General features: G+C 51.9%; 17 protein-coding genes. 6 read left to right on the top strand and 11 right to left on the bottom strand.

Features of this window, described 5'->3' with window-relative positions; translation table 11 throughout:
- Positions 1–27: 27 nt before the first annotated feature.
- Positions 28–645: a class I SAM-dependent methyltransferase gene (locus P0078_RS22020; protein ID WP_282932028.1), complete on the top strand. Its 618-nt coding sequence runs from the start codon at positions 28–30 to the stop codon at positions 643–645.
- Here P0078_RS22020 and P0078_RS22015 read toward each other — a convergent pair.
- The 8 genes from P0078_RS22015 to P0078_RS21980 form a co-directional block, all read right to left on the bottom strand.
- The gene (locus P0078_RS22015; RefSeq protein ID WP_282932027.1) at positions 574–1,686 is read right to left on the bottom strand and encodes a prenyltransferase/squalene oxidase repeat-containing protein; all 1,113 of its coding nucleotides are present in this window, start codon (positions 1,684–1,686) and stop codon (positions 574–576) included. The two genes, P0078_RS22020 and P0078_RS22015, sit on opposite strands and share 72 nt — an antisense overlap.
- On the bottom strand, positions 1,683–2,444 hold the full coding sequence (locus P0078_RS22010; protein ID WP_282932026.1) for a class I SAM-dependent methyltransferase: 762 nt from the start codon (positions 2,442–2,444) through the stop codon (positions 1,683–1,685). Before P0078_RS22010 ends, P0078_RS22015 begins: the two co-directional genes overlap by 4 nt.
- Positions 2,444–3,820, bottom strand: a complete 1,377-nt coding sequence (locus P0078_RS22005) for a glycosyltransferase family 4 protein (RefSeq protein ID WP_353057021.1) — start codon at positions 3,818–3,820, stop codon at positions 2,444–2,446. The genes P0078_RS22010 and P0078_RS22005 overlap by 1 nt, the downstream gene beginning before the upstream one ends.
- Before the next feature lie 463 nt (positions 3,821–4,283).
- On the bottom strand, positions 4,284–5,669 hold the full coding sequence (locus P0078_RS22000; protein WP_282932025.1) for a glutamine synthetase family protein: 1,386 nt from the start codon (positions 5,667–5,669) through the stop codon (positions 4,284–4,286).
- 116 nt (positions 5,670–5,785) lie between these two features.
- On the bottom strand, positions 5,786–7,135 hold the full coding sequence (locus tag P0078_RS21995; RefSeq protein ID WP_282932024.1) for an aspartate aminotransferase family protein: 1,350 nt from the start codon (positions 7,133–7,135) through the stop codon (positions 5,786–5,788).
- A 210-nt stretch (positions 7,136–7,345) separates the two neighbouring features.
- Positions 7,346–8,011, bottom strand: coding sequence for a GntR family transcriptional regulator (locus P0078_RS21990; RefSeq protein WP_282932023.1), 666 nt, complete (start codon positions 8,009–8,011; stop codon positions 7,346–7,348).
- Positions 8,012–8,013: 2 nt separating this feature from the next.
- Positions 8,014–9,117, bottom strand: a complete 1,104-nt coding sequence (locus P0078_RS21985) for a hypothetical protein (protein ID WP_282932022.1) — start codon at positions 9,115–9,117, stop codon at positions 8,014–8,016.
- Positions 9,118–9,173: 56 nt separating this feature from the next.
- Complete coding sequence (locus P0078_RS21980) at positions 9,174–9,614, bottom strand: VOC family protein (RefSeq protein ID WP_282932021.1); 441 nt, start codon at positions 9,612–9,614, stop codon at positions 9,174–9,176.
- A 75-nt stretch (positions 9,615–9,689) separates the two neighbouring features.
- Between P0078_RS21980 and P0078_RS21975 the strand changes: the two genes are divergently transcribed.
- Positions 9,690–10,856, top strand: coding sequence for an aminotransferase class V-fold PLP-dependent enzyme (locus P0078_RS21975; protein ID WP_282932020.1), 1,167 nt, complete (start codon positions 9,690–9,692; stop codon positions 10,854–10,856).
- A gap of 161 nt (positions 10,857–11,017) precedes the next feature.
- Entirely contained in the window at positions 11,018–11,728 is a 711-nt protein-coding gene (locus tag P0078_RS21970; RefSeq protein ID WP_282932019.1) for an SIMPL domain-containing protein, read from the top strand.
- A 183-nt stretch (positions 11,729–11,911) separates the two neighbouring features.
- On the opposite strand, the gene P0078_RS21965 is transcribed toward P0078_RS21970, so the two are convergent.
- A complete protein-coding gene (locus P0078_RS21965) occupies positions 11,912–13,276 on the bottom strand; it encodes a metal-dependent hydrolase family protein (protein ID WP_282932018.1) in 1,365 nt (454 codons plus the stop codon).
- Between the two features lie 90 nt (positions 13,277–13,366).
- Between P0078_RS21965 and P0078_RS21960 the strand changes: the two genes are divergently transcribed.
- The gene (locus P0078_RS21960; RefSeq protein WP_282932017.1) at positions 13,367–13,978 is read left to right on the top strand and encodes a glutathione S-transferase family protein; all 612 of its coding nucleotides are present in this window, start codon (positions 13,367–13,369) and stop codon (positions 13,976–13,978) included.
- Between the two features lie 42 nt (positions 13,979–14,020).
- On the opposite strand, the gene P0078_RS21955 is transcribed toward P0078_RS21960, so the two are convergent.
- Positions 14,021–16,837, bottom strand: a complete 2,817-nt coding sequence (locus P0078_RS21955) for a M16 family metallopeptidase (protein WP_282932016.1) — start codon at positions 16,835–16,837, stop codon at positions 14,021–14,023.
- Between the two features lie 218 nt (positions 16,838–17,055).
- On the bottom strand, positions 17,056–18,144 hold the full coding sequence (locus P0078_RS21950) for a Glu/Leu/Phe/Val dehydrogenase dimerization domain-containing protein (protein WP_282932015.1): 1,089 nt from the start codon (positions 18,142–18,144) through the stop codon (positions 17,056–17,058).
- A 519-nt stretch (positions 18,145–18,663) separates the two neighbouring features.
- On the opposite strand from P0078_RS21950, the gene P0078_RS21945 reads away from it, so the two are divergent.
- Together P0078_RS21945 and P0078_RS21940 are read left to right on the top strand one after the other, a co-directional pair.
- Positions 18,664–20,631: a VacB/RNase II family 3'-5' exoribonuclease gene (locus tag P0078_RS21945; RefSeq protein ID WP_282932014.1), complete on the top strand. Its 1,968-nt coding sequence runs from the start codon at positions 18,664–18,666 to the stop codon at positions 20,629–20,631.
- A 124-nt stretch (positions 20,632–20,755) separates the two neighbouring features.
- On the top strand, positions 20,756–22,228 hold the full coding sequence (locus P0078_RS21940) for an aminoacyl-histidine dipeptidase (RefSeq protein ID WP_282932013.1): 1,473 nt from the start codon (positions 20,756–20,758) through the stop codon (positions 22,226–22,228).
- The last annotated feature ends 239 nt before the right edge of the window (positions 22,229–22,467 follow it).

Genomic DNA, 22,467 nt, shown 5'->3' with positions numbered 1-22,467 from the left:
GCCACGAAAAATAGCAAGCGTTTACCCATGTCCCTAAATCTACCTATTGATATTCGAGCAATTAAAGGTTTCCTCGCCGCCCATGAAGGGGAAGCTCTCTACCACCTGGCAGCTGAAGCCAGCTCACTGGGTCCCTGTCTTGAAGTGGGCAGCTACTGCGGCAAATCATCAATTTACTTGGCCAGTGCCTGTAAGCTGACCGATAACGTCCTGTTCGCCGTGGACCACCATCGAGGATCTGAAGAGCACCAGCCCGGAGAGGAGTATCACGATCCCGAACTGTTTGATGGCCAGGCCAATTTAATGGACAGTTTTCGCACTTTCCGCGCGAATATTCGCGCGGCTGAATTGGATGACTGGGTTGTTCCCGTCGTCGCCCCCTCCGCAACAGCTGCACGCTGCTGGAATACCCCTTTGGGTCTCGTATTTATTGACGGCGGCCACTCCCTGGAAGCGGCCATGACCGATTATCGCAGCTGGTCCCGCCATATCGTGCCCGGTGGCTACCTGGCGATCCACGACATTTTCCCGGACCCCGCCGATGGCGGCCAGGCGCCCTACGATATTTACAAACTAGCCCTGGCTTCCGCTCAATTCGAGCTCGTCGAAACTGTCGACACCCTGGGAATCCTGCGCCGCATTTAGGGGCAGGCGCACCGATGTAAACAGCTCGCTCGCTGGCGTTAATCCGGCGAGCGCATCGGCAGCCAGAAGCATGGCCCCTACAGTCCAGGTGGTTTTTTCCTCCGGCCAGATGGCCTCATCCCGGTAGACATAACCGGTCCAGTAGCCCCCATCTTTATCCTGCCAGCGGTGCAAGCCGCGATACAAAATTTCCGCCCGCGAACGCTGGCCAGCAGCGATTAGGGACATGGTGAGTTCGCAGGACTCAGCCACCGTCACCCAGGGCTCATCGCTGACGCAACGACAACCCAAACCAGCCACGACAAATTCATCCCAGCGCTGCTGAAGACGCAACTGCGCTGCCTCACCAGAAAAGGCACCGGTTAATACGGGATAAAACCAGTCCATTGAAAAGCGCGCCTTGCTTTCCCAGGTGCGATCAAAGCGCTCCGGTTTATTGCGCAGCGCATCGCCCAGAGCTTCCCGGGCAAGTATCCATTGAGGGCGAGCAACCCCTAGCTGGTGGGCAATATTAATTGCGCATTCCAGACTTTTATAAATGGAAGAGCAACCAGTGATCAGGGCATCTTCCATAGGGGCGCCCTCTGAATCTACCGCCCAATGAATTTCGCCAAATTCCGTTTGCAAGCGCAATACAAACTCGATTGCACGTTCTACCATCGGCCAATAGCGCTGTAAAAACAGTGTGTCTCTACTAATCAGAAAGTATTGCCAAATTCCTGTTGCCACATAGGCAACAAAATTGGTTTCACGGCGCTCCCGGTTGTCAATATCGCCATCTTTATAAGCGGCCCACCAACTGCCGTCTTCCAGCTGAATCTCAGCCAACCAGCAATAGGCGTTTTCAGCAGCACTAAACTCTCCGGCAATGGCGAGCCCCATAGCGGCCTCAACATGATCCCAGGGGTCGGCATAGCCCCCGTTAAACCAGGGAATTGAGCCATCGGGGAGCTGCTGGGAGAGAATATAGGCGGCGCTATCCTGGATAAATCCTTCAGGGAAAAGACCAGAAGCTTTTGCCGGCACAGAAATTTTACTCATGCCTCAGCTCCCTCAGGCAGAGAGAGGGACGCATCCACTCGTTGTGTCGACCCGGCAGGTTTCACAAAATAGAGAGCAATACTTTTTCCCAACAGCGGGTTCAATAGTTTTTCGAGAATCCGGGTAAAGGCTGGTTTCTTCATCAGATCCCACACCAACAGGCGGTGATAGGCAGAGACCAAGCGGGAATCGGGCTTGTCCCAAAACAAACACTTTAACCACCAATAAGGTGCATGTAACGCATGGGCCTTATGCCGGGCAAAATAGTGGTGCCCCAGCTTTTCAATATCCTCTCGCAGCTCGCGCTCGCGGAATATCCGGATATGCCCACCCTCAACCTGATGGTATTCATCGCTGAGTTTCCAGCACACCCACTCGGGAAGAAATGCCGGTACTGTCGCGGCAAAAATACCGGAGGGTTTTAATACCCGGTTAATCTCAGCCAGGACAGACTTGTAATCGGGGATATGCTCAAGTACCTCTGAGCAGATAACCACATCAAAACTCCCATCGGCAAATGGTAGTTGCAAGCCATTGGCAACTCCAAACTGCAAGCGACCTTTTGAATGCTCGGGAGAGCGAAAAGGTTCCGCTCGCTCACTGGCAGTGCGCACATCATCAAAACACAGATCAATGCCGTAAACATCAACCTCATCGGTGATCATCAAGTGAATGGAATGGCGCCCTTCACCGCACCCCAAGTCGAGGACTTTTTGGCCAGGGCGAAGATTTAAGTGCTGGGGATCTACAGTAATCATCAAGCCGCCTCCGCACTGCGCATATTCGGAGTTTCTATTTCATGACTACTGGGTTGTTCCGCCAGTGTATGTCCGAGAATTTCCCGGTAATATTTCACCAAACTCTCTGCAGCGATTTTCCAGGAAAATTTATTTTCAATGCGCTGGCGACCTTTCTCACTGAGTTCTTTTCGCAGCGCTTCGCTGGATAAAACCTGGCGCAGGGCATTAGCCAAAGCTTCGTGATTTCCTGCAGGGACCACAATTCCGGCATCCCCAACCACCTCAGGCAAAGCACCCCCGTCACTGGATACTACCGGAGCACCACATGCCATTGCCTCCCCGGCAGGTAAACCAAATCCCTCGTAGAGCGATGGGCAAGCTACCGCTGTAGCCTTGCGGTAATTATCGACCAGTTCTTCGTTAGAAATACCGGAGACAAACTGAACCCTATCCTGAAGATCCAGATCGTGAAGCAAGCGTTCCGTAGCGCCACCTTCGCGTAATTTGCCAACCACCAACAACTCTATGTTTTCATATTCCTGGCGCAATTCCGCCAGCGCCTGTAATAAAAAGCGCAGACCTTTGAGCGGCTGATCTGCCGATGCGGTGGTCATAATTCGCAGAGGCAAGCGCTTATTCTCTGCCCCTGGGTTGAATAATTCGGTATCAATACCGTTGTAAATCAGGTGAATCTGCTCGGGAGCCACGCCAAACTGCTCGATAATATCCCGCTCAGATTGCCTGGAAACGGTCACGATATGGCGAAGTTTCCGCGACACCTTAATCTGCATATTCAAAAAATTATGCCAGCGACGTACCAGCAAACGAAAACGCCAATCGGGGGCGGCATCTATTGCCAGTTGACGATCCCGGGTAATGGGGTGATGAATTGTCGCGACAACAGGCAATCCATTTTTCTCGATATCCAGCAAGCCGTAACACAGTGATTGGTTATCGTGAACAATGTCGTATTGTTTGCCGTGCTTGCGCAGGTATTTATTTACCCGACGGCCAAACGTATAAGGCTCGGCAAAACCGCCGGTAAGCTTACTCCACCATTCAAAAAAATCCGCCCACGACAGCAGGTGGCGAGGTTTCAAGGCCCGCGCTGGACGCTCAACTTCATAGAGATTCAACCCTGGCATTTTGATGAGTTTTACGCGCTCATCGAGTTCTGGGTAGGGCTGGCCAGAAATAACATCCACGGAGTGACCAGCATCTACCAGTGCTTTACTTAGGTAGCGCAGGTAGATGCCCTGACCACCACTGTGTGGATTGCTGCGATACCCCAAAAGGCATATTTTTAGTGGCTGCGTCTCGCCAGCCGTTGGACCGTCTGCACAATTTCCCAAGGCGGTCATAGTTTCCCCATCTGCAATATTCTTATACCCCATAACATTATCCGCTCTCGCACAGACATTCTTCGAATGCCAACGTCTAAAAGCCGACCGCCTGGGGTGCCTCGCTGGTAAAGCGGAAGAATACACTGGCGGAGAAATGACTGCTAGGCGGAAGCGGTCCACACTCTTGGTATCCTGGCCCAAGGATGTGTGCTCGCAAGCCAAAATAGCAACAAAAGCCCAGCAACCGCACACCGTGTCAGTCGATGCACTCAAGCCATGGCAACTTTAAAAGAAGGGATTAATACGAACAGGAAGTGGAAATAAGTCAATCGAAAATAAAAAAATGCCCGCCAAAAGGCGGGCCAGATTTCTCGAACACACTTTCAGGAGGAGAGTTTCAAGTACATTACGCACTTAAATTTAGGTATAGCAGAGGAAATACTCCCCACTAACTCTCCTGTCGTGAAAGCCGTTCACTAAAACGGCAATCGACGCTAAAGCACACCGCCAATGTTTATACCCGATGCAGATAACTCTGGTATTCAACATCGGTAACGCGGGCAGCTATCTCTGCTTGCTCCTGTCTTTTCAACAGAGAGAACAATTCCACAAAGCGCGGATCAAGGTACTCGCGCCACAAAGGGCTCTGCTCAAAGCGCTCCAGTGCACCACTCCAGGTATTGATCAACTTCTCACTCTCCACCTGATAGGCATCGCCTTCCACAGGTGCATGCGCTTCCATCTGGTTCTCAATGCCATGACACACACCAGTGAGAATCGCAGCTAACACCAGATAGGGGTTTACATCCGCCCCGGCAATGCGGTGCTCGATACGCCGTGCCACAGGATCACTGGCGGGCACACGCAAAGTTGTAGTGCGATTATCGTATCCCCAGCAGAGGTTCAGCGGTGCGTGAGAGCTCTCCTGGAAGCGGCGATAGGAGTTGCTGTGAGGTGCGAAAAACGCCATCGCATCGTTGGCAGTCGCCAACATTCCTGCTGCGGCATAACGCAGTAAATCGGAGCCAGTGTCAGAACCGTCATCAAAAACGTTCTTCCCATTGGCGTCGATCAAACTCATATGCACGTGCATTCCGTTACCCGCCTGATCCCCGAAAGGCTTGGCCATGGTACTCACGCGGAAGCCGTGACTGCGCGCCACCCCTTTTAACAAGCGCTTAAACAGTAATGTTTGGTCGGCCACTTTAACGGGATCGGCACTGTGCAACAGGTTGATTTCAAACTGTCCCGGCGCACACTCCGACAATACTGAATCTGCGGGAATACCCTGTGCCTCGCAGGCAGCTCGCACATCGGCAAAGAAGTGTCGCTGTGCATTGAGCTCGGACAGATCGTAAACGTCGGTGGAAGGCACCAGCTCGGCGTCGTTATCGCTAACCGGGCGCGGACGCGCCAGATGATCCACCTCATCGCGGAGCAGATAGAATTCCAGCTCGGTCGCACACACGGCGGTATAACCCAGTATGCCGAGACGCTCTACCACACGTTGCAACTGGCTGCGGGGATCAGCATAAAGAGAGGAGCCATCTGCCTCATGCAACTGCATATGCAGCTGGGCAGTGGACTCGCGATGCCAGGGCGCCAGGCTAATAGGCGAAACCGGCAGACAAACGCCATCGCTGTCTCCACTGGCAAATACCAGCGGGCTGTCTTCGATATCCCGCCCCCAGATATCGAGACTGACCGCGCTACGCGGCATTTGCAGACTGCCCTTGAGCAATTTCTCCGCAGCTTCTGCCGGCAACCACTTCCCTCGCGGCACGCCATTGATATCGAACATAAAGCCTTCGATCCACTTTAGGTCCGAGTGCTCTGCCAGGAATTTTTGCGACTGCTCCAGCAGATCGGGCTGGGCAGTGAATTCTTTTTCTTGAGACATAAGGTGCCTGGGGTGATCCAATCTAAACGCAGAGACGGCCCGGCATCCCTTTTCCATTCAAATCATGGAAAACGGGGTATCAGACCGCCTCTGCAACAGAGTATCTTGCCGCTATGTTACGCCAGTGCTTTAGCAGTGTCGTCCAGGGCGCGGTGCGCTTTTTCTACCAGCTCATCGACCTGTTCAGTGGTCATAATCAGCGGTGGTGCGATAACCATGGCATCGCCAACGGCGCGCATCACTAAACCGTGCTTGATACTCAGGTCACGACATACCGCACCAGCGGTGCAGTCATCATCAAAACGAGCGCGGCTGGCCTTATCTTTTACCAGCTCCAAGGCACCGACCATACCCAGACTGCGGGTTTCGCCAACGATCGGATGCTCCGCCAGTTCAGCCCAACGCTTGGACAGGTAGGGGCCGGTTACATCGCGGACATTCTCGATAATCTTCTCGTTGCGCAGAATATTGATAGTTGCCAGACCTGCCATACAGGCAGCCGGGTGCGCGGAGTAGGTGTAACCGTGGGTAAACTCGCCACCTTTGGTTTTGATCACCTCAGCGACACGATCACTCACCATGGTACCGCCCAGGGGGAAGTAGCCATTGGTTACTGCTTTGGCGAAAGTCATCAGGTCGGGCTTCATGCCATAATAGTCGGCACCGAACCACTCACCGGTACGACCGAAACCAAAAATCACTTCATCCATCACCAGCAGGATGTCGTACTGGTCCAGCACCTTCTTGACTTCCGGCCAGTAGGTTTCCGGCGGGATAATTACGCCGCCAGCACCCTGGATTGGCTCAGCGATAAACGCCGCAACATTATCCGGGCCCAGCTCCTGGATTTTCTCATCCAGGCTGCGAGCCGCTTGGATACCAAACTCCTCTGGAGACATATCGCCGCCCTCACCAAACCAGTAGGGCTGCTGTACGTACTCAATGTAGTCGAGCGGCTGGAATTGCTTGTGCATACCGCTCATGCCACCCAGGCTGGCACCGGCAATGGTAGAGCCGTGATAGCCATTCTTACGGGAAATAACGATGCGCTTCTCCGGCTTTTCCTGGATATCCCAGAAACGGCGGATCAGGCGCAGGTTAGTATCATTTGCCTCGGAACCGGAACCCGTGAAGAACACATTGTTCATATGCGCCGGGGTCACTTCAGCCAGGGCGTCGGCGAGTTCAATCGAGGGCACCGTAGTGCACTGGAAGAAGCTGTTATAGAAAGGCAGGGTATTCAGCTGCTCGTAGATCGCATTGCTGATTTCTTTGCGGCTGTAGCCGAGGTTGCAACACCAGAGGCCTGACATGCCATCAAGCATTTTGTTGCCATCAATATCGGTGATGTAAGCGCCCTCGGCGCTGGTAATCACACGGGTCCCCTGCTGGCCCAAGTCATGGAAGTCAGTAAATGGGTGTAGCAGGTGCTCACGGTCGTGTTGCTGCAGCTCAGTCTTGTTCATATTTCTCTCCTGGCTTTCACAGGCCTTGCTCAGCGCCCACCAATCGGGCTCAAAAGGCCAAATCGTTACCACTAATTTGTGATCACATTCTAGTGGGGCCATCGACAGAAGCGCAAGGTCTATCTGCCCTTACCGAAAACATAAGGTCGAATCGCGCCAGTGCGAGGAGAAAAAAAGGGAACTAAATAGTCAACTGGGGGGAAGGAGCCGCTACAGCAGCTCCTCTGCAGAGATAGAGCCGAGCCCCTCTTCAATATCCTGCTGAATGGCTTTGCGCACCTTCAACTCATCTTTACTGGCAATAGCTTCGAGCAGATCTTGATGCCGGTCTGGCAGCTCCTGCACGCCAAAGCGCTGGAAAACCAAGTGCTGGAGGGGAGCTGTCTGTAGCCACAGGCTCTCGATAAGGGACAGGATGATATGGGGCTGCCCCAGGCGATAAAGGGTAAAGTGAAATTCCAGATTAGTAGTTACATAGCGCTCGATGTCTTTCTGAGCGAGAGCTTCTGTTACACGCTCATCCAGCTCCCGAAGTTGCGCTAATTCAGCATCCCCGACCAATGGCAGTGCCTGTTCAGCGGCCTGACACTCCAGGGCCACGCGAGCGGCACAAATCTCTGCCAGTTTTTCCGGGGTCATTGTCGGCACCCTGACCCGGCGGGTATCTGACAGCTCAAGGGCCCGCTCCGAGGTCAGGCGACGCAACGCTTCGCGAACCGGCATTGGACTGCAATTAAGCTCCGAGGCCAGACCCCGGATAGTAATCGCCCTACCCGGCAAAAACTTTCCCCGCAGAATGGCATCCCGCACCTGAAAATAAACCCTCTCCTGGGTTGTGCGGTACTCTTCCTGGGGACTGTTAAATTCCTGCACCATACCTATGCTGCCCTGACCTGCTCCAACATATGAGGGACATCCTCCGCACCCACCTCAATTAGATGTTCAGTTGCCCGGCCACTTTGCCAAATTTCATAAAAATCATCTGCCACCCGGCGACTGAGATCAACCACCCGCCCCCAGTACTTCAAACGGTCTTCACGGTCGAGCTTGTAGAAATCATTGCGGTCTGGAATTTTGCCATAGGGCAAGGAGGCAACGAATTTGGGCGAAGGAGCCACAACCAGAGTGGATTGCATGGCATCTCCGCGAACCCGTCGCCAGGAGAGCCCTTTATCAAACCAGCCGGGCACCATATAGGGGAAAAAGTGCGGGTAGAGCACTAGGCCCTGGGGGTGGCGAAAGCGCAGATCAAAGTGATAATCGGTGATACCGCCATCGCGATAATTACCCTGTGGAGCTCCCTCCGGTGTCTGCACCCCTGTCATAACCAAAGGGATACAGCCACTGGCCAGTACAGCAGCACAGGTATTCTGCTCAGTCAGCGGAATATTTTCGGTGCTCAGGTTCTGGAAGTGAATGCCTGCCGACTCTTGCGAATGAAAAACCACCCGCTCCCAAAAAGCGCTCAGGCTGTTGCGAGATACAGCATTTGCCAGTGCCGAGGCGAGTAATGCCGGCGCCAACAGTGCCTTGTTTTCACTGGCCAGTGGCCCCCTGCCCCTGACCGCCACAAAGTGGCTGTGCCAAATGGGATTTTCCACTACCTCGCGAGCACCTTCAGCACCCAACACTGCCTGTAGCATCTTGCGACCGCCGGCAGTAATCTCCTCAGGGGAAGGTTTGTCTGAATAGGTTTGGTAAATGTAGTGATGCTCTAATCGCTCAAGTGCTGACAGCGGCTCTGCCATTGCGTAACACATGTTGCGAAAACTACCGATAGATGATCCCAAGGTGACAATTGGTTCGCCCCGCCCTTTGAAGAACTCCCCCATCAATACCCGATCCAACTGGCTAATCACCAGCCACTTGGGACCGCCGGAAGCGCCGACCAGCGTCGAAAATTGCCTCTGGGACAATCCCTCTTCACGTATGCGCCGCGCAGCCGTCTCTCCGGCCAGTAGAATACAACTGGTATTTTTCACTCACTTTCTCTTTTTCTTGGCCGTCAGAATTTATCTCAGGTTTCAACTATCCCGGACTACCACTCACCCTGATTTTCCATAGACATCCAGGGCTCCTGTGGTGGGAGAGGCTCTCCACTTTGCAGCAACTCAATGGAAATCCCATCTGGGGAGCGAAGAAATGCCATATGGCCGTCTCTCGGGGGTCTGTTGATAACCACTCCCTGATCCATCATGCGTTGGCACACCCCGTAAATATCATTTACCCGATATGCCAGGTGTCCGAAGTTCCGCCCGCCAGTGTAGCTTTCCGGGTCCCAATTGTAAGTGAGTTCCAGTGTCGGGGCCTTATTCTCCCTGGCCGCTTCAAGATCCTCGGGGGCTGCGAGATATACTAGGGTGAAACGCCCTTTATCATAATCATTTCGACTAACGACCTGCAGGCCCAGCTTTTCACAGTAAAATGTCAGAGATTCATCCAGATTGGTTACGCGAACCATCGTGTGTAAGTACTTCACCCTCTACTCCTTCTTGTTGCCAAGCTCTACAATCAGCCCATAACAAATAAATCGGCTTTTTAAAGCTAAACGCATATGTATAAAAAATTCTATCGCGAGTTCCTTCAGGCGCCCAGTGGCAGTCCCTCTTCCATGCTGCACATGGCTTGCCACTCCCACCATTACTGGCCCGATGTTACCCTTGATGCAGTACAGCAGTACTGGCGCGATTCAGCACTTCTGGCCGATGAAAAATGGGGGCCAATTTTTGAGGAGAAGATACCCTCATGGCAAGCGGCGATTGCAAAATCCCTCAACCTACCCAGGGCAGACTTGATCGCTATAGCTCCAAATACCCATGAACTAGTGTATCGGCTACTGAGTTCATTCGATCCCAGTAAACCATTGCGCATTCTCACTACAGACGGAGAGTTCTACAGTTTTACTCGACAATTACAACGTCTGGAAGAGCTTCCTCAAGTAGAGGTAACAAGAGTTGCCAAAGAACCCTACGCCACCCTGGCGGAAAGATTTGAAACCGAACTACATAAAAATGAATACCATCTGGCCTATGCCAGCCTGGTATTTTTTGACTCCGGTGTGGTGTTTCCCCGGCTGCTGGAGGTTGCGGAACAGAAACCGCATGGCACACAATTCGTTATCGATGGATATCACGGTTTTTTTGCCCGCCCAATCGATCTTTCAACCGTTGCAGACAAGGTTTTTTTTACGGCAGGGTCATATAAGTACCTAGGCGCCGGTGAAGGCCTGTGTTTTATGACAATTCCTGCGAACTGTACACTGCGCCCTGTAAATACCGGCTGGTTCGCAGAAATGGCTGAGCTGGAGAATCGCTCGGGAGAAGTCGGATATAGCGACAATTGGCTGCGCTTTGCTGGGGCGACCATGGACTATTCAACACTCTACAAAGCCCTGGCTATTTTCGATTTATTCCATCGCGAAGGCATTACCATCGAGAAAATACATAGCTATGTTCTCAATGCGCAAACCCGATTCCTGAATAGCATGGATAACTCAGACCATCCCATCTTGAATCGCAACAACTTGATTTGTCATGATCTGGAAGAAGGTCACGGCCACTTTTTCACATTTGACTGCTCACAACCAGAAATCTCACAGAGGGTTCAGGAAGAGCTCAAGGCTCGAGCAGTTCTGTGTGATCGGCGACAACAGTTTCTCAGGCTGGGATTCGCCATCTATCACGATAAGGATGAAACTTACCAGCAGGTTTTTAACTCTTAAAGCTTCAGAGCAAAGAGGACAAAGTGATTTTTACCACCGCCGCTAGAGCATATTTCACACCTAAAAGGCACACCGGCTCAGCTGCGGTTCAGGATTCAATCTATAAAATAATGGCGCCATTTTCGTCGCAACAATCAGCACTCAATGGATAAGGAAGCGTTATGAAAGCAGTAAAAATTTCAGTAATTTCCCTTCTCGCCCTGCTCGCCACCGCCTGTGGTAACGAGCGGGCTCCAGAAGACCGGGGGACCATGGTATCCATCGCTGCACGGGGGGAGGCAAGTCAGGTTCCTGATATCGCAAAAATTTCTGTCGGAGTGGTAACCGAGTCAGAGGACAGCAAACAGGCAATGCGCGATAACGCCAATCAGATGGAGTCTTTAATGGCCGCCATCAAAAAATCGGGTATCAACAAGAAAGATATTCAAACCACAGGCGTTAACCTGTCTCCGCGCTACCAGTACCAGCAAAACAAAAAACCCCGGATCACTGGTTACACCGCGCGAAATACCGTCAGCGTGAAGGTTCGCAAACTGGATGAACTCGGCAAGGTCTTGGACAATCTTACTGCCGCTGGAGCCAACCAGATCAACGGTCCGAGCTTCGAAATTGGTGAACCTGCTCCAGTTCAAGCCAAAGCCCGGGAAAAAGCCCTTGAAGACGCCCAGGAACGTGCAGAAATGTACGCCAAAGCGCTGGGTACAAAAGTGCGTCGCATTGTCAGTATTTCAGAAAATGGCAACGGCGGTATGCCACGCCCCATGATGTTCGCTGAAAAGGCCAGGATGGCAGACAGCGCTTCCACCCCTATATCGCCGGGAGAAACCACCCTTACCGTCAATCTGGATCTGGTATACGAACTCGAGGACTAATACGGAGCAATAGCTACTCACATACGGAGGCAGGAAGGATACACGGTGCTTGGGGCCATTCGGGGCTTGAATATATTCACAGCGTATTTCGATTCTTCCCTGCTGCCCCGTAGTAGCTAATGTCTTGCCAGCAGTGAAACAGCACAACAGCCTTGCTGTTTCACTGCCATTCTTCTCTACCGACTAACCGCTGATATCTTGCTCAAGAAACACATCACTTGGCAACTCGCTGGACTCTTTGTAAATAACGCCTTCTTTCATTACAAACAGAACCCGTTGCATTTCCGAAATATCTTCCAGGGGATTTCCAGCCACAGCGATAATATCAGCTATCTTGCCCTCGCTAATGCTGCCCAGTTCATCCTGTACTTGCAGCAGCTGGGCCGCGTTCCAAGTCGCTGAACGCAATGCATCGGCCGGGCTCATTCCACCCTGCACCATCAGTAAAAATTCACGGGCATTATCGCCGTGACGGGTAACACCGGTATCGGTTCCAAACGCAATTTTTACTCCGCGCTTGTGAGCGCGGCTAAAAGTATCCTGCATTAAAGGCCCCATAGTCGCGGCTTTCGGGCGCACCAGGTCTGGTAGGAAGCCTTCAATCGCCGATTTTTCTGTCACCCACTCACCAGCCATTAGAGTCGGCACAAACCAGGTGTTGTTACGGCGCATCAGGTCCATCACTTCATTATCCATATAGGTGCCGTGCTCAATGGAGTCCACTCCAGCACGAATTGCGCGAATCATTCCCTCCTTACCGTGGGCATGTACTGCAACTGTGAAACCATAGTCCTTAGCAGCCTCAACAATTGCCTCCAGCTCATCCTGCATAAATTGTGGGTTCTGGCCGCTCTTTGCCACACTCAAGACTCCACCAGTCGCGGTGATCTTGATCAAGTCAGCGCCGTCCTTATAGCGCTGACGAATCGCTTTGCGCGCGCTGATCGGCCCATCAATAACACCATCCACCGGGCCAGGGTTTCCCATCAAGTCCTGCCTGAGCCCATTGGTGGGGTCAGCGTGCCCACCGGTAGTTGCGATTGTCTTTGCCGCCGTATAAATACGCGGACCTTCCACCAGGCCTTTGTTGATTGCATTACGTAAACTCACAGTCACATTGTCGTGATCACCAAGATTTCGAATCGTGGTGAATCCAGCCTGCAGAGTGCGATGTGCAGCATCCACGCCGCGCAAGGTAAAATCGGCAGTATTCCAGCTGAAAGACTCCATATAAGCACGCGGCCCAAACTCGTAAGTGAGATGGCTGTGCATATCCATCAAACCTGGCAATACCGTATATTCTCTCAAGTCGACCAAGCGCTCTCGATCGCGCTTGGCAAACCCCTTCTGTACTGACTCAACCCGCCCATCGACAATATGAATGGTGCGGTCTTCCAATAATTTTCCATTACTGCTATCAAATAATTTGCCAGCGTAAATTGCGATGCTCTCGGCCCCAGCCTGTAAACTAAAAAGCCCAGCAAATACCGACAAAGCCACGGCGGCTGCGCGGTTGACAAAGTAGCTTCGGTTGGTCTTTGTTGTCATTGTCGTCCCCAGTAGATCTCTTTTAGATTCTTAACGTCCTTTACCAAGATCGCACAATCTACGCAATTACCCAGGCGAGAGGAAGCCTCTATGAAAATCTATGAGTTCGCAGCAGCACCAAACTGTCGACGTGTTCGCATGTTTATGGCAGAAAAAGGTGTGGATATCGAATATGTAACAGTAGATATCGCTAAAGGGGAAAACCTTACAGCAGAGTATGGGAATAAGAATATTTTGAAAAAAGTTCCTTTACTGGAGCTTGAGGACGGCACACATATTTCCGAATCAGCCGCCATTCAACGATATATTGAAGAACTACATCCAGAGCCCCCTCTATTTGGCAGAAATGCAAAAGAAAAGGCTCAGGTTGAAATGTGGAATCGTCGTGCTGATTTCAACATGATGTATCACATTGCTATGAATTTTCAGCATGTAACTGGTTTCTTTAAAGACCGGATGAACGTTTATCCAGAGTTTGGGAAGGACTGCGGCAAGGAGGCCATGAAATTTATTGGCATCCTTAACGATCATTTATCAGATCATCAATACTTGGTTGAAGACTACTTCTCCGTAGCAGATATTGCCATGGTGACCTGCATGGACTTCGGAAAGATTCAGGACTTACGACCCAATACTGAAGAGCACCCCCACGTAGTCCGCTGGCGTGAACAACTTAAAGAGCGCCCCAGTTTTAAAGCTTAAACCTTATTTCCCCGCCCAAACAGGGCGGGGAAATAATTTCAGTCAGTCCTTTGCTGGAAGCACCTCAACGGGGCCAATATCCAAGGCTTCAACCTCGCCTTTAATCTTACTTAGATCCCCAACAATCACCCAGGTGAATTGATCTGGCGCAAGATACTCCTTCGCGGAGGCCTCCACTTTTTCCTTATTCAGTGCTGAAACCCGCTGTGGGTATTCGGCAATATATTCCTCTGGAAGCCCCTTCTCCACCTGCCAATTAATACTGGAAAGCAACTGCCCTTTGGTCTGGAATCGAGCACTTTGCTTCAGGACTTCATCATTCTGGTAGTCCTCAAGCTCTTTCGCAGTAATAGGGCGCTCCCCTAAATACTCCTCATACTCTTTTACCAATTCTTTAATGGCTGGAGCTGTTTTATCAGTTTGCACAGGAGCAAAGAGAATATAGGGACGCTGCCCTTCAGTATCCAGGGAAACCGCGCGGGCACCATAGGACCAATGCTTGTTCTCACGAAGATTCATATTGACCCTGGACGTAAACTTTCCGGCAATAATATTTGTCATCGCATCAAAAGCTTCAGCTCCCTGCGGCTGCCAAGGCGGCATCAGCAGACCTGCCATGATATAACTCTGTTGTGCGCCGGGCCGGTCAAGCAAATAAACTCGAGCTTTTTCTGGGCGGGGCACCTTGGCAACTTCAATTTTGGGAAGCTCTGATTTAGGAGCAGTCCACTTTCCGAGAGTTTCATTCAGCAGAGGCTCTATTTCTTTTTCAGTAACATCCCCCACGATCGTCAGGGTTGCATTATCCGGTCGCACCCAGGTCTTTTGGAAATTAACCAGATCCTCACGGGTTATGGACTTAATTCCCTCGGGAGTACCCGATCCCGTCAAGGGAGAGCCATAAGGGTGGTTTTCTCCAAATAGCAGCGGCGGCAGTTCACGCATAGCCAAGCCCTGAGGCTGGGCTTTTTCCTGGGCTATTGCATCCAGGCGATTGGACTTAACCCGCTCCAGGTCGGACTCTGGGAAACGAGGTTCAGTAACCACCTTCTCAAATAGCTCCAGCGATGGCTCCAGCTGCGTCTTAAGGGCACTCATGCTGATATTGTTATAATCAAGGCCGCTACCACCACCAATATTTACACCAAGCTCTTCTGAGCGAGAGCTAAATTCCAGGCTATCCAGATCACCCGCACCTTCGTTCAGCATTTGCGCCGCAACTGAAGCCAGACCCGGCTTATTTTTATCTGCGGAGGCGCCACTGCGAAATTGTAGATTCATCAGTACAACGGGAGTATCGTGGCGTTCGGCCAGAACAACCTTTAATCCATTTTTGAGGGTAAATTCTTTTTGTTTTGGCAGTTCCAGCTCTACATTTTTGTCTACCTCAGGAAGTTTACTGCGGTCAGCACCCTCCGCCGCTGCCGTATACTTCTGCTTCGGCTCCATAATTAAGGTGTAGGAGTCCTCTTTCAACCACTGCTCAGCCACTTCTTGAACTTCGAGAGCGGATACTTTTGCATAATCCTCCACGCCTTCTATCAAGGCTCCGGGATCGCCAAAATAAAACTCCGACTGGGCAAGGATGTCACTCTTACCACCAAAACCACCGGTTTTTTCCAACCCCTTTACCAGCCCGGCAAACTCACTCTGTTTAACCCGGCGCAGCTCATCTGCATTCACACCATTTTTTGCGAATTCCTTTAATTCTTTATTCAGTAAATCTTCAACTTTTTCTACAGACTGCCCAGGTTTCACGTCGACGATAATCATCAACTGACCTGCAAGCTGACGGCCGTAATAAAAAGCGCTGACACTGGTGGCCACTTGCTCATCGCGAACCAAACGGCGGTAAAGAAGAGAGTTTTTTCTATTAGCGAGAAGGGAAGTCATTAATTCCAGCGCGTCTTCAACTTCACTACCCACTGCAGGCACATTCCAAACCTTGTAAATTCGAGTTTGGGGCACCTGGTCGTAAACCACCTCCCTCTTTTTCACTTGGGTGGGTAATTCCCAATTCTTAATGCGCGGTTGTACTCCTGTGCTCGGGATATCACCAAAATATTTGCGCACCTTGGCCATCGCATCTTTGACCGTAACATCACCCGCAATTACCAAAACTGCATTAGCGGGCTGATAATGGTCCTCAAACCATTTTTTGACATCTTCAAGACTGGCGTTATCCAGGTCCTCCATCGAGCCAATCGGCGTCCACGAATAGGGGTGTCCTTTGGGGAAGGTGCTCTTGGCAATAATATCGAACGCTTTGCCATAAGGTGCATTCTCCCCCTGGCGCTTTTCATTCTTTACAACACCGCGCTGCTCGTCCAAAACCTCCTGGGTAATTGCACCTTTGAAATGCCCCATTCGGTCGGACTCCATCCACAGCGCCATATCCAGGGCGCCTTTGGGCACGGTGACAAAATAATTGGTACGGTCATTGCTGGTGGTGCCATTCATATCGGTGGCCCCAGAGCGCTGGAAGGGTTCGAAATATTCCCCTGGAAAGTTTTCGCTACCGTTAAACATCAAGTGCTCAAATAAATGAGCAAATCCGGTTTTACCTGGCGGCTCATCCTTAGAGCCTACTTTGTACCAGAGATTGGTAGAAACAACGGGGGCTTTGTGGTCTTCATGCACAATCACCGTCAAGCCATTGGGCAATACTTCCTTATGGAAAGGAATCTCCAACTTGGGTGGCGGGACATACGCCTCTTTATCGGATGCAGCAGCCTTACTACTGGCTGCTGCTTCCTTATCCACCGAAAGCGCATGAGGCGTATCATCGGTAGACTTTCCGCAAGCGGTAAGGCCAGTAATAGCGATGGCAACGCTGATAAGTAGCGGACGCAAGTCCATATTGTCACTCCCTTTTAAAAAACCGCAATTTCAGGATGGCAAGTTTAGGCCAGCTTTCCTCCAGAGTGTCAGCAAAACCTTTTACCAACTGCAATTTAGCAAATATTCCAGGCAAAAAAATGGGCACCGAAGTGCCCAAATCAATACATCACAGAGAGAAGCGAGATGACAATCGCCCAAGGAATCAGGTCACCAGCTCTACTCCTGCGCTGAAAACATTACGCTGCCACAGTACCAGACTTATCTTCGGCCTCACCTACAACCGTATGGTGACCAAAGCGCTCCTCGGCAACCCGGTCCGCTACGTGAGCGGTGGTCTGGCCGGTTTCATCGGCACGCTCGAACACTTCTTTCATCGTGCTGCCAATCTCTTCGATATGAGCGCGCACTTCTTCAGCGTCGTAATCACCTTTTTGCTGGTAGTAAACGTCGATAATACCGCCAGCATTAATGACATAGTCCGGTGCGTACAAAATACCTTTCTCGCGAAGCACTTCAGCATGGCGCTCTTCCGCCAACTGGTTGTTGGCCGCACCAGCAATAGCCTGCACTTTCAAGCGGCTGATGGTGTCATCGTTGAGAATTGCTCCCATCGCACAGGGGGCAAACAGATCTACGTCCAGGTCAAAAATCTCATCGGCAGTTACGGCTATGGCACCCAGCTCGGTAACCGCGCGATCGATGTTGTCTTGGAAAATATCGGTGACAAACAGTTCCGCACCGGCATCTTTCAATAGTTTACCCAGGCGGAAACCAACGTTGCCCACACCCTGAATAGACACTTTTAAGCCGGTCAGGTCAGTCTTGCCCCAGCGGTGTTCCACCGCAGCTTTCAGGCCGACAAATACACCGTAAGCAGTCGAAGGGGAAGGATCACCACCATACTCGGAGCCCGCAAACAGGCCGGAAACAAACTCGGTTGTCTCACCGATAACACTCATATCAGACACACTTGTGCCGGAATCTTCAGCGGTGATATAGCGGCCGCCCAGGGTATTAATAAACTCACCCATAGCGCGCAGTAACTCAGGGGTCTTTTCCTTGCGCGGATCACCAATAATTACGGCTTTGCCACCACCCAACTTGAGACCAGCCATCGCAGACTTATAAGTCATACCACGGGAAAGGCGAAGAACATCATTCAGGGCCTCGCCATCGTCGGCGTAGGGCCACATGCGGCAGCCACCCAGTGAAGGACCCAAATTCGTATTGTGTACCGCGATAATGGCCTTCAAGCCACTCTTTGCATCTTGGTAAAACGCCACTTGTTCGTGTTTATCGTAGGCGGAATGGGAAAAAATACTCATTAACTGTTCCTCTCCGGAAGGCCGGTTCTACAGCTGGGGAACAACCACAGCCCTTATCTGTTTTTATCTGGAATAAGATTATATCCAGCTTCCACAGACAAAGTTTGCATATTTTGCACACATGAGCCTTGCAATAGCTAAAGCATCACACTAGAAGCACAGTTTTAGGACGGGCATTCACCCCGGAATAACTTGGGCCGCCCAGTCATTAATCCAGGCGGCTAGCTCTACGCTCTTATTTCTCCATCAATTGGTATTGAATACCGGACCCTCTCCTACCGCTGGCGGCTCTCGCATAAATTTCCTATAACTGCCCCTCAAGAGAACACGATTCCTGTATAAATCTTCTGGCAAAGAACCACCTTTTGAAGCCTTCCTTAACATGTCTATTTTTTCAAAAATTTTTGAAAACCTCACAACACTGACAACTAAGATCATTTCCACCGCCTAAGCGCGTTACATCCTCTGCGCATGGTCTGGTAGAATCCGCGCCCAAATCGACCCATAGAGATAAACTCGATGCTGAATGCCGACGCTCTAAAACAACTTTCGCAACTGAAAACAGATATTCGCTCCAGTAAGGAGTTTGCCGAAGGCCGGGTTCGCGGCAGTAACGGCAAGTTTGGCTTCGTTGAGTTGGATGACGGGAGGGAAGCCTTCCTACCTCCCAATGAAATGGAGCGTGTATTTCCCGGTGACCGGGTTCGAGTAAGTCTCTCCGAAGAGAACAAGGGTAAACTCGCGGCAGAGCTCGATGCATTGATCGACAGCCAGCTCGACTACCTTGTTGGCCAGTATGTACAGCGCGGCCAGGGCCACTTTATCCAGCCCACGCAAAATGGCCTGTCCCGCTGGATTTTTCTCCCTCCCAAGGCTCGCGGCAAGGCCCAGCCGGGAGAGTTTATTGCCTGCAAAGTAAACCGCCATCCATTTAAAGACGGCAGAGCCCAGGCCAAGGTGGAAACCGTTATCGGCAAGCCCGATATGCCCGGTATCGAACACGCCTATGTTGTCGCCCAATTCAAGCTACCTGAGCAATTTGGTGCCGCTGCACAAAAGCAGGCGGACACAATTGCGGAGAAACTGACAACAGTTACCGGTGAGCGCACCGAACTTTCCGAGCTGGGCTTCGCAACTATCGATGCAGAAACCACTCGCGATATGGACGACGCTCTGGCCGTAAGCAGCCGTGACGGGGGCTGGACCCTGCACATTGCTATTGCAGACCCATCGTCGCTAATTGATGAGAACAGCCCCCTGGATAAAGAGGCGTTTAATCGGGCCCACAGCCAGTATTTACCAGGCGAAACCCTACCTATGCTGCCACGCAACCTGTGTGAGAACCTGTTCTCCCTGGTTCCCGGCGAGCTGCGCCCCGCCCTGGTTATCCATATCGATATCGATAGCGATGGCACCATTGGCAATAGCCGCTATGAATTTGCCGCTATTCGCTCCCAGCACAAACTGAGCTATGAACAAGTCAGCCGCTTTATTGAGGGTGACGACTCCGCCGTGCCCCAGGAGCAACAGGACAGTCTGCGTAATTTGGCGGCGATCTACGAAGCGCGCGCCGCATACCGTGCCAGCCACTCACTGGCAATGGAAGATCGCCCGGACTATGAAATCCGCTTGAACGATCAGCGCAAGATCGAGCGTATCGAAAAGCAGGAACGCAATATCGCTCAGCGAATGGTCGAGGAAGCCATGCTCGCTACCAATATCAGTATGGGTGGCAAACTCGCCGAGATTGAGCAGGGCTGCTTCTCTGTTCATTTGGGCTTCCGCGAAGAGCGCATGGGAGAAGTTCGCAGCCTGCTGAAAGAACTGCTGCCTGAGCATGCAGAGGCCGATCTGGGGCAACTGGAGCATTACCTTGCACTGGTTAAGCACCTGGAAAACCATGAAGAGCCGCAGATGAACAACCTGCTCGCCGTGCTCAAGCGTATGCTGCGCCCGGGCCAGCTCGATAACAAGGTAGGGGCTCACCTGGGACTGGGCCTCGAGGCCTACGCCACCGTCACCTCTCCAATTCGCAAGTACAACGACCTGCACAACCACCGCGTTCTGCGCGCTGCTGCGCAGGGAGAGAAAGCCTCCACCCTGGCCGATGATAAAATTGAATCCCTGCAGGAAAGCCTGGTTCGCGGTCGCCAGGCCAACCGAGCCCTTGAGCAATGGCTCTACGCTCAGTTTATCGAGAAGAAAGTTGGCCAGGAATTTACAGGGAAAATCACACTGGTAAACGGCGCAGGCATCGGCGTGCGACTCGACGACTTTGGTATTGACGGCTTTGTGCGCATGAATGGCGATAAGAAGAATCTGCCCGCCTTCGATGGCAAGCACCTGGTTCTTACGCACAATGAACAACGCTTCCACCTAGAACAGGAAGTTTCAGTTAAAGTAGCATCTGTCGATGTAGACAAACGACGCATCGCCTTTGAACTGAACGCTGAAAAAACTAAGGCTGCCGACGCGGCTCAAAAATAAATTCCTGCACATTTACCCAAGCCCGGCGCTCGCCGGGCTTTCCTGCCGGGGGCCAAAGCCCACCGCCTTTGATCGGCCAGCTAGCTTATAGCTCCGGCACCAATAGAATAAATCGAGGCCACTCATGAGCAATATTGCTGAATTGAACCCAGCTCCACTGTGGGCACACTTTTCCAAGCTCTGTGAAATTCCACGCCCATCCAAGCATGAAGACCGCGTAGTGGAGCATATCGTTAACTTCGCTAAAGCACGCGGCCTAGGCGTTCAGCTGGATGAAATCGGCAATATTGTTATCAAGAAGCCGGCCACTCCAGGGATGGAAAACCGCAAGACACTGGCCTTGCAGAGCCATGTGGATATGGTGCCACAGAAGAATGCCGACACTGAGCACGACTTTCTCACCGACTCAATCAAACCCTACGTGGATGGAGACTGGGTAACTGCGGAAGGCACCACGCTCGGCGCAGACAATGGTATTGGTGTTGCCGCAATCCTGGCCCTGATGGAATCTACTGATATTCCCCACCCCGCCTTGGAAGCCCTGCTGACAATTGACGAAGAAGCGGGCATGACCGGCGCCAAGAATCTTAAGCCTGGCTATTTTGAAGCTGACCTGCTCCTCAACCTGGATACTGAAGATGAAGGCGAGCTGTATATCGGCTGTGCCGGCGGTGTCGACGTCAATGTCAGCCTGCCCTATACGCCAGAAGCGATCCTGCCCGGTGCCGAAGCAGTAAAACTCTCTGTTCGCGGTCTCCGTGGCGGGCATTCAGGCTTGGATATCGACAAAGGCCGGGGCAATGCCAACAAGATCGCAAACCGCATTATCCACGCCGCTCTAACCCAGGTCCCCGAGCTGCGTATTGCCAGCCTGGATGGCGGTAGCCTGCGCAATGCGATTCCCCGCGAATCCTTCACAACCCTGGTTGTGCCTTCAGTAGCGGTCGATAAAGTACAGGAAATTGTAAGAAGCGAAAGCGCTCAAATTGCCCGTGAACTGGACAACGAAGCGGCACTGGATATCACCCTGGAAGCTACCGAAACTCCAGCCAACACCCTGGACGCAGATAGCCAATTGACCCTTATTCGCGCAATCCGCTGCTGCCCCAATGGTGTTGAGCGAATGAGCACTGCTCTCGAAGGCATTGCTGAGTCATCCAACAACCTGGCCCGTGTTGTAACAATGGAGGAGAACGGTGAGCATCGAGTAAAAATCCAATGTCTTGTACGCAGCCTCTCTGACAGTGCCCGCGACCAACACGGCCTCAATGTCGCCGCCACCTTCCAGCTGGCAGGTGCAGAAACAACACTGGACAACGACTACCCTGGCTGGACACCAAATCCCGATTCACCGCTGCTGGCGATGATGAAGGATGTCTATAAAGATATGACTGGCGAGGAAGCTGAAGTAAAAGTCATTCACGCCGGCCTGGAGTGCGGATTGCTGGCCAAGCCCTACCCCAACTGGGATATGGTTTCCTTTGGCCCAACTATTCGCCGCGCTCACTCTCCTGAAGAGAAAGTACATATCCAGAGTGTCGCCAATTTCTGGGATTACTTTATTAAAGTGGTCCAGGCAATTCCCACTCGCGACTAACCGCCCGATCGGGCCTCGGATTACCCCGAGGCCCGAAGCCTTGCCTTTCCACTCCGCCCTCCAATTACTACACCCAACGTATCAATCACACTAAAAACTGCTTTCTAGCTATTGTTAGAGAGCCACTGGGCTATTTTAATATTTCTTAACTCCGCAGGTGGCCGGGGAAGTTCCAAAAGCCTCAGAGCAGAAACGGCTGCTATAACAGAGGAAAACTTACGGGGATACAGAAGGCCTAA

Source organism: Microbulbifer sp. VAAF005, from assembly GCF_030012985.1.
Classification (GTDB): domain Bacteria; phylum Pseudomonadota; class Gammaproteobacteria; order Pseudomonadales; family Cellvibrionaceae; genus Microbulbifer.
This window is presented reverse-complemented; position numbering and strand designations above follow the sequence as displayed.

Excerpts from the sequence above, each read along its gene's own strand:
- P0078_RS22020 (WP_282932028.1), top strand. The coding sequence starts at position 28 with ATGTCCCTAAATCTACCTATTGATATTCGAGCAATTAAAGGTTTCCTC.
- P0078_RS22015 (WP_282932027.1), bottom strand. The coding sequence starts at position 1,686 with ATGAGTAAAATTTCTGTGCCGGCAAAAGCTTCTGGTCTTTTCCCTGAA.
- P0078_RS22010 (WP_282932026.1), bottom strand. The coding sequence starts at position 2,444 with ATGATTACTGTAGATCCCCAGCACTTAAATCTTCGCCCTGGCCAAAAA.
- P0078_RS22005 (WP_353057021.1), bottom strand. The coding sequence starts at position 3,820 with ATGGGGTATAAGAATATTGCAGATGGGGAAACTATGACCGCCTTGGGA.
- P0078_RS22000 (WP_282932025.1), bottom strand. The coding sequence starts at position 5,669 with ATGTCTCAAGAAAAAGAATTCACTGCCCAGCCCGATCTGCTGGAGCAG.
- P0078_RS21995 (WP_282932024.1), bottom strand. The coding sequence starts at position 7,135 with ATGAACAAGACTGAGCTGCAGCAACACGACCGTGAGCACCTGCTACAC.
- P0078_RS21990 (WP_282932023.1), bottom strand. The coding sequence starts at position 8,011 with ATGGTGCAGGAATTTAACAGTCCCCAGGAAGAGTACCGCACAACCCAG.
- P0078_RS21975 (WP_282932020.1), top strand. The coding sequence starts at position 9,690 with ATGTATAAAAAATTCTATCGCGAGTTCCTTCAGGCGCCCAGTGGCAGT.
- P0078_RS21970 (WP_282932019.1), top strand. The coding sequence starts at position 11,018 with ATGAAAGCAGTAAAAATTTCAGTAATTTCCCTTCTCGCCCTGCTCGCC.
- P0078_RS21965 (WP_282932018.1), bottom strand. The coding sequence starts at position 13,276 with ATGACAACAAAGACCAACCGAAGCTACTTTGTCAACCGCGCAGCCGCC.
- P0078_RS21960 (WP_282932017.1), top strand. The coding sequence starts at position 13,367 with ATGAAAATCTATGAGTTCGCAGCAGCACCAAACTGTCGACGTGTTCGC.
- P0078_RS21955 (WP_282932016.1), bottom strand. The coding sequence starts at position 16,837 with ATGGACTTGCGTCCGCTACTTATCAGCGTTGCCATCGCTATTACTGGC.
- P0078_RS21950 (WP_282932015.1), bottom strand. The coding sequence starts at position 18,144 with ATGAGTATTTTTTCCCATTCCGCCTACGATAAACACGAACAAGTGGCG.
- P0078_RS21945 (WP_282932014.1), top strand. The coding sequence starts at position 18,664 with ATGCTGAATGCCGACGCTCTAAAACAACTTTCGCAACTGAAAACAGAT.
- P0078_RS21940 (WP_282932013.1), top strand. The coding sequence starts at position 20,756 with ATGAGCAATATTGCTGAATTGAACCCAGCTCCACTGTGGGCACACTTT.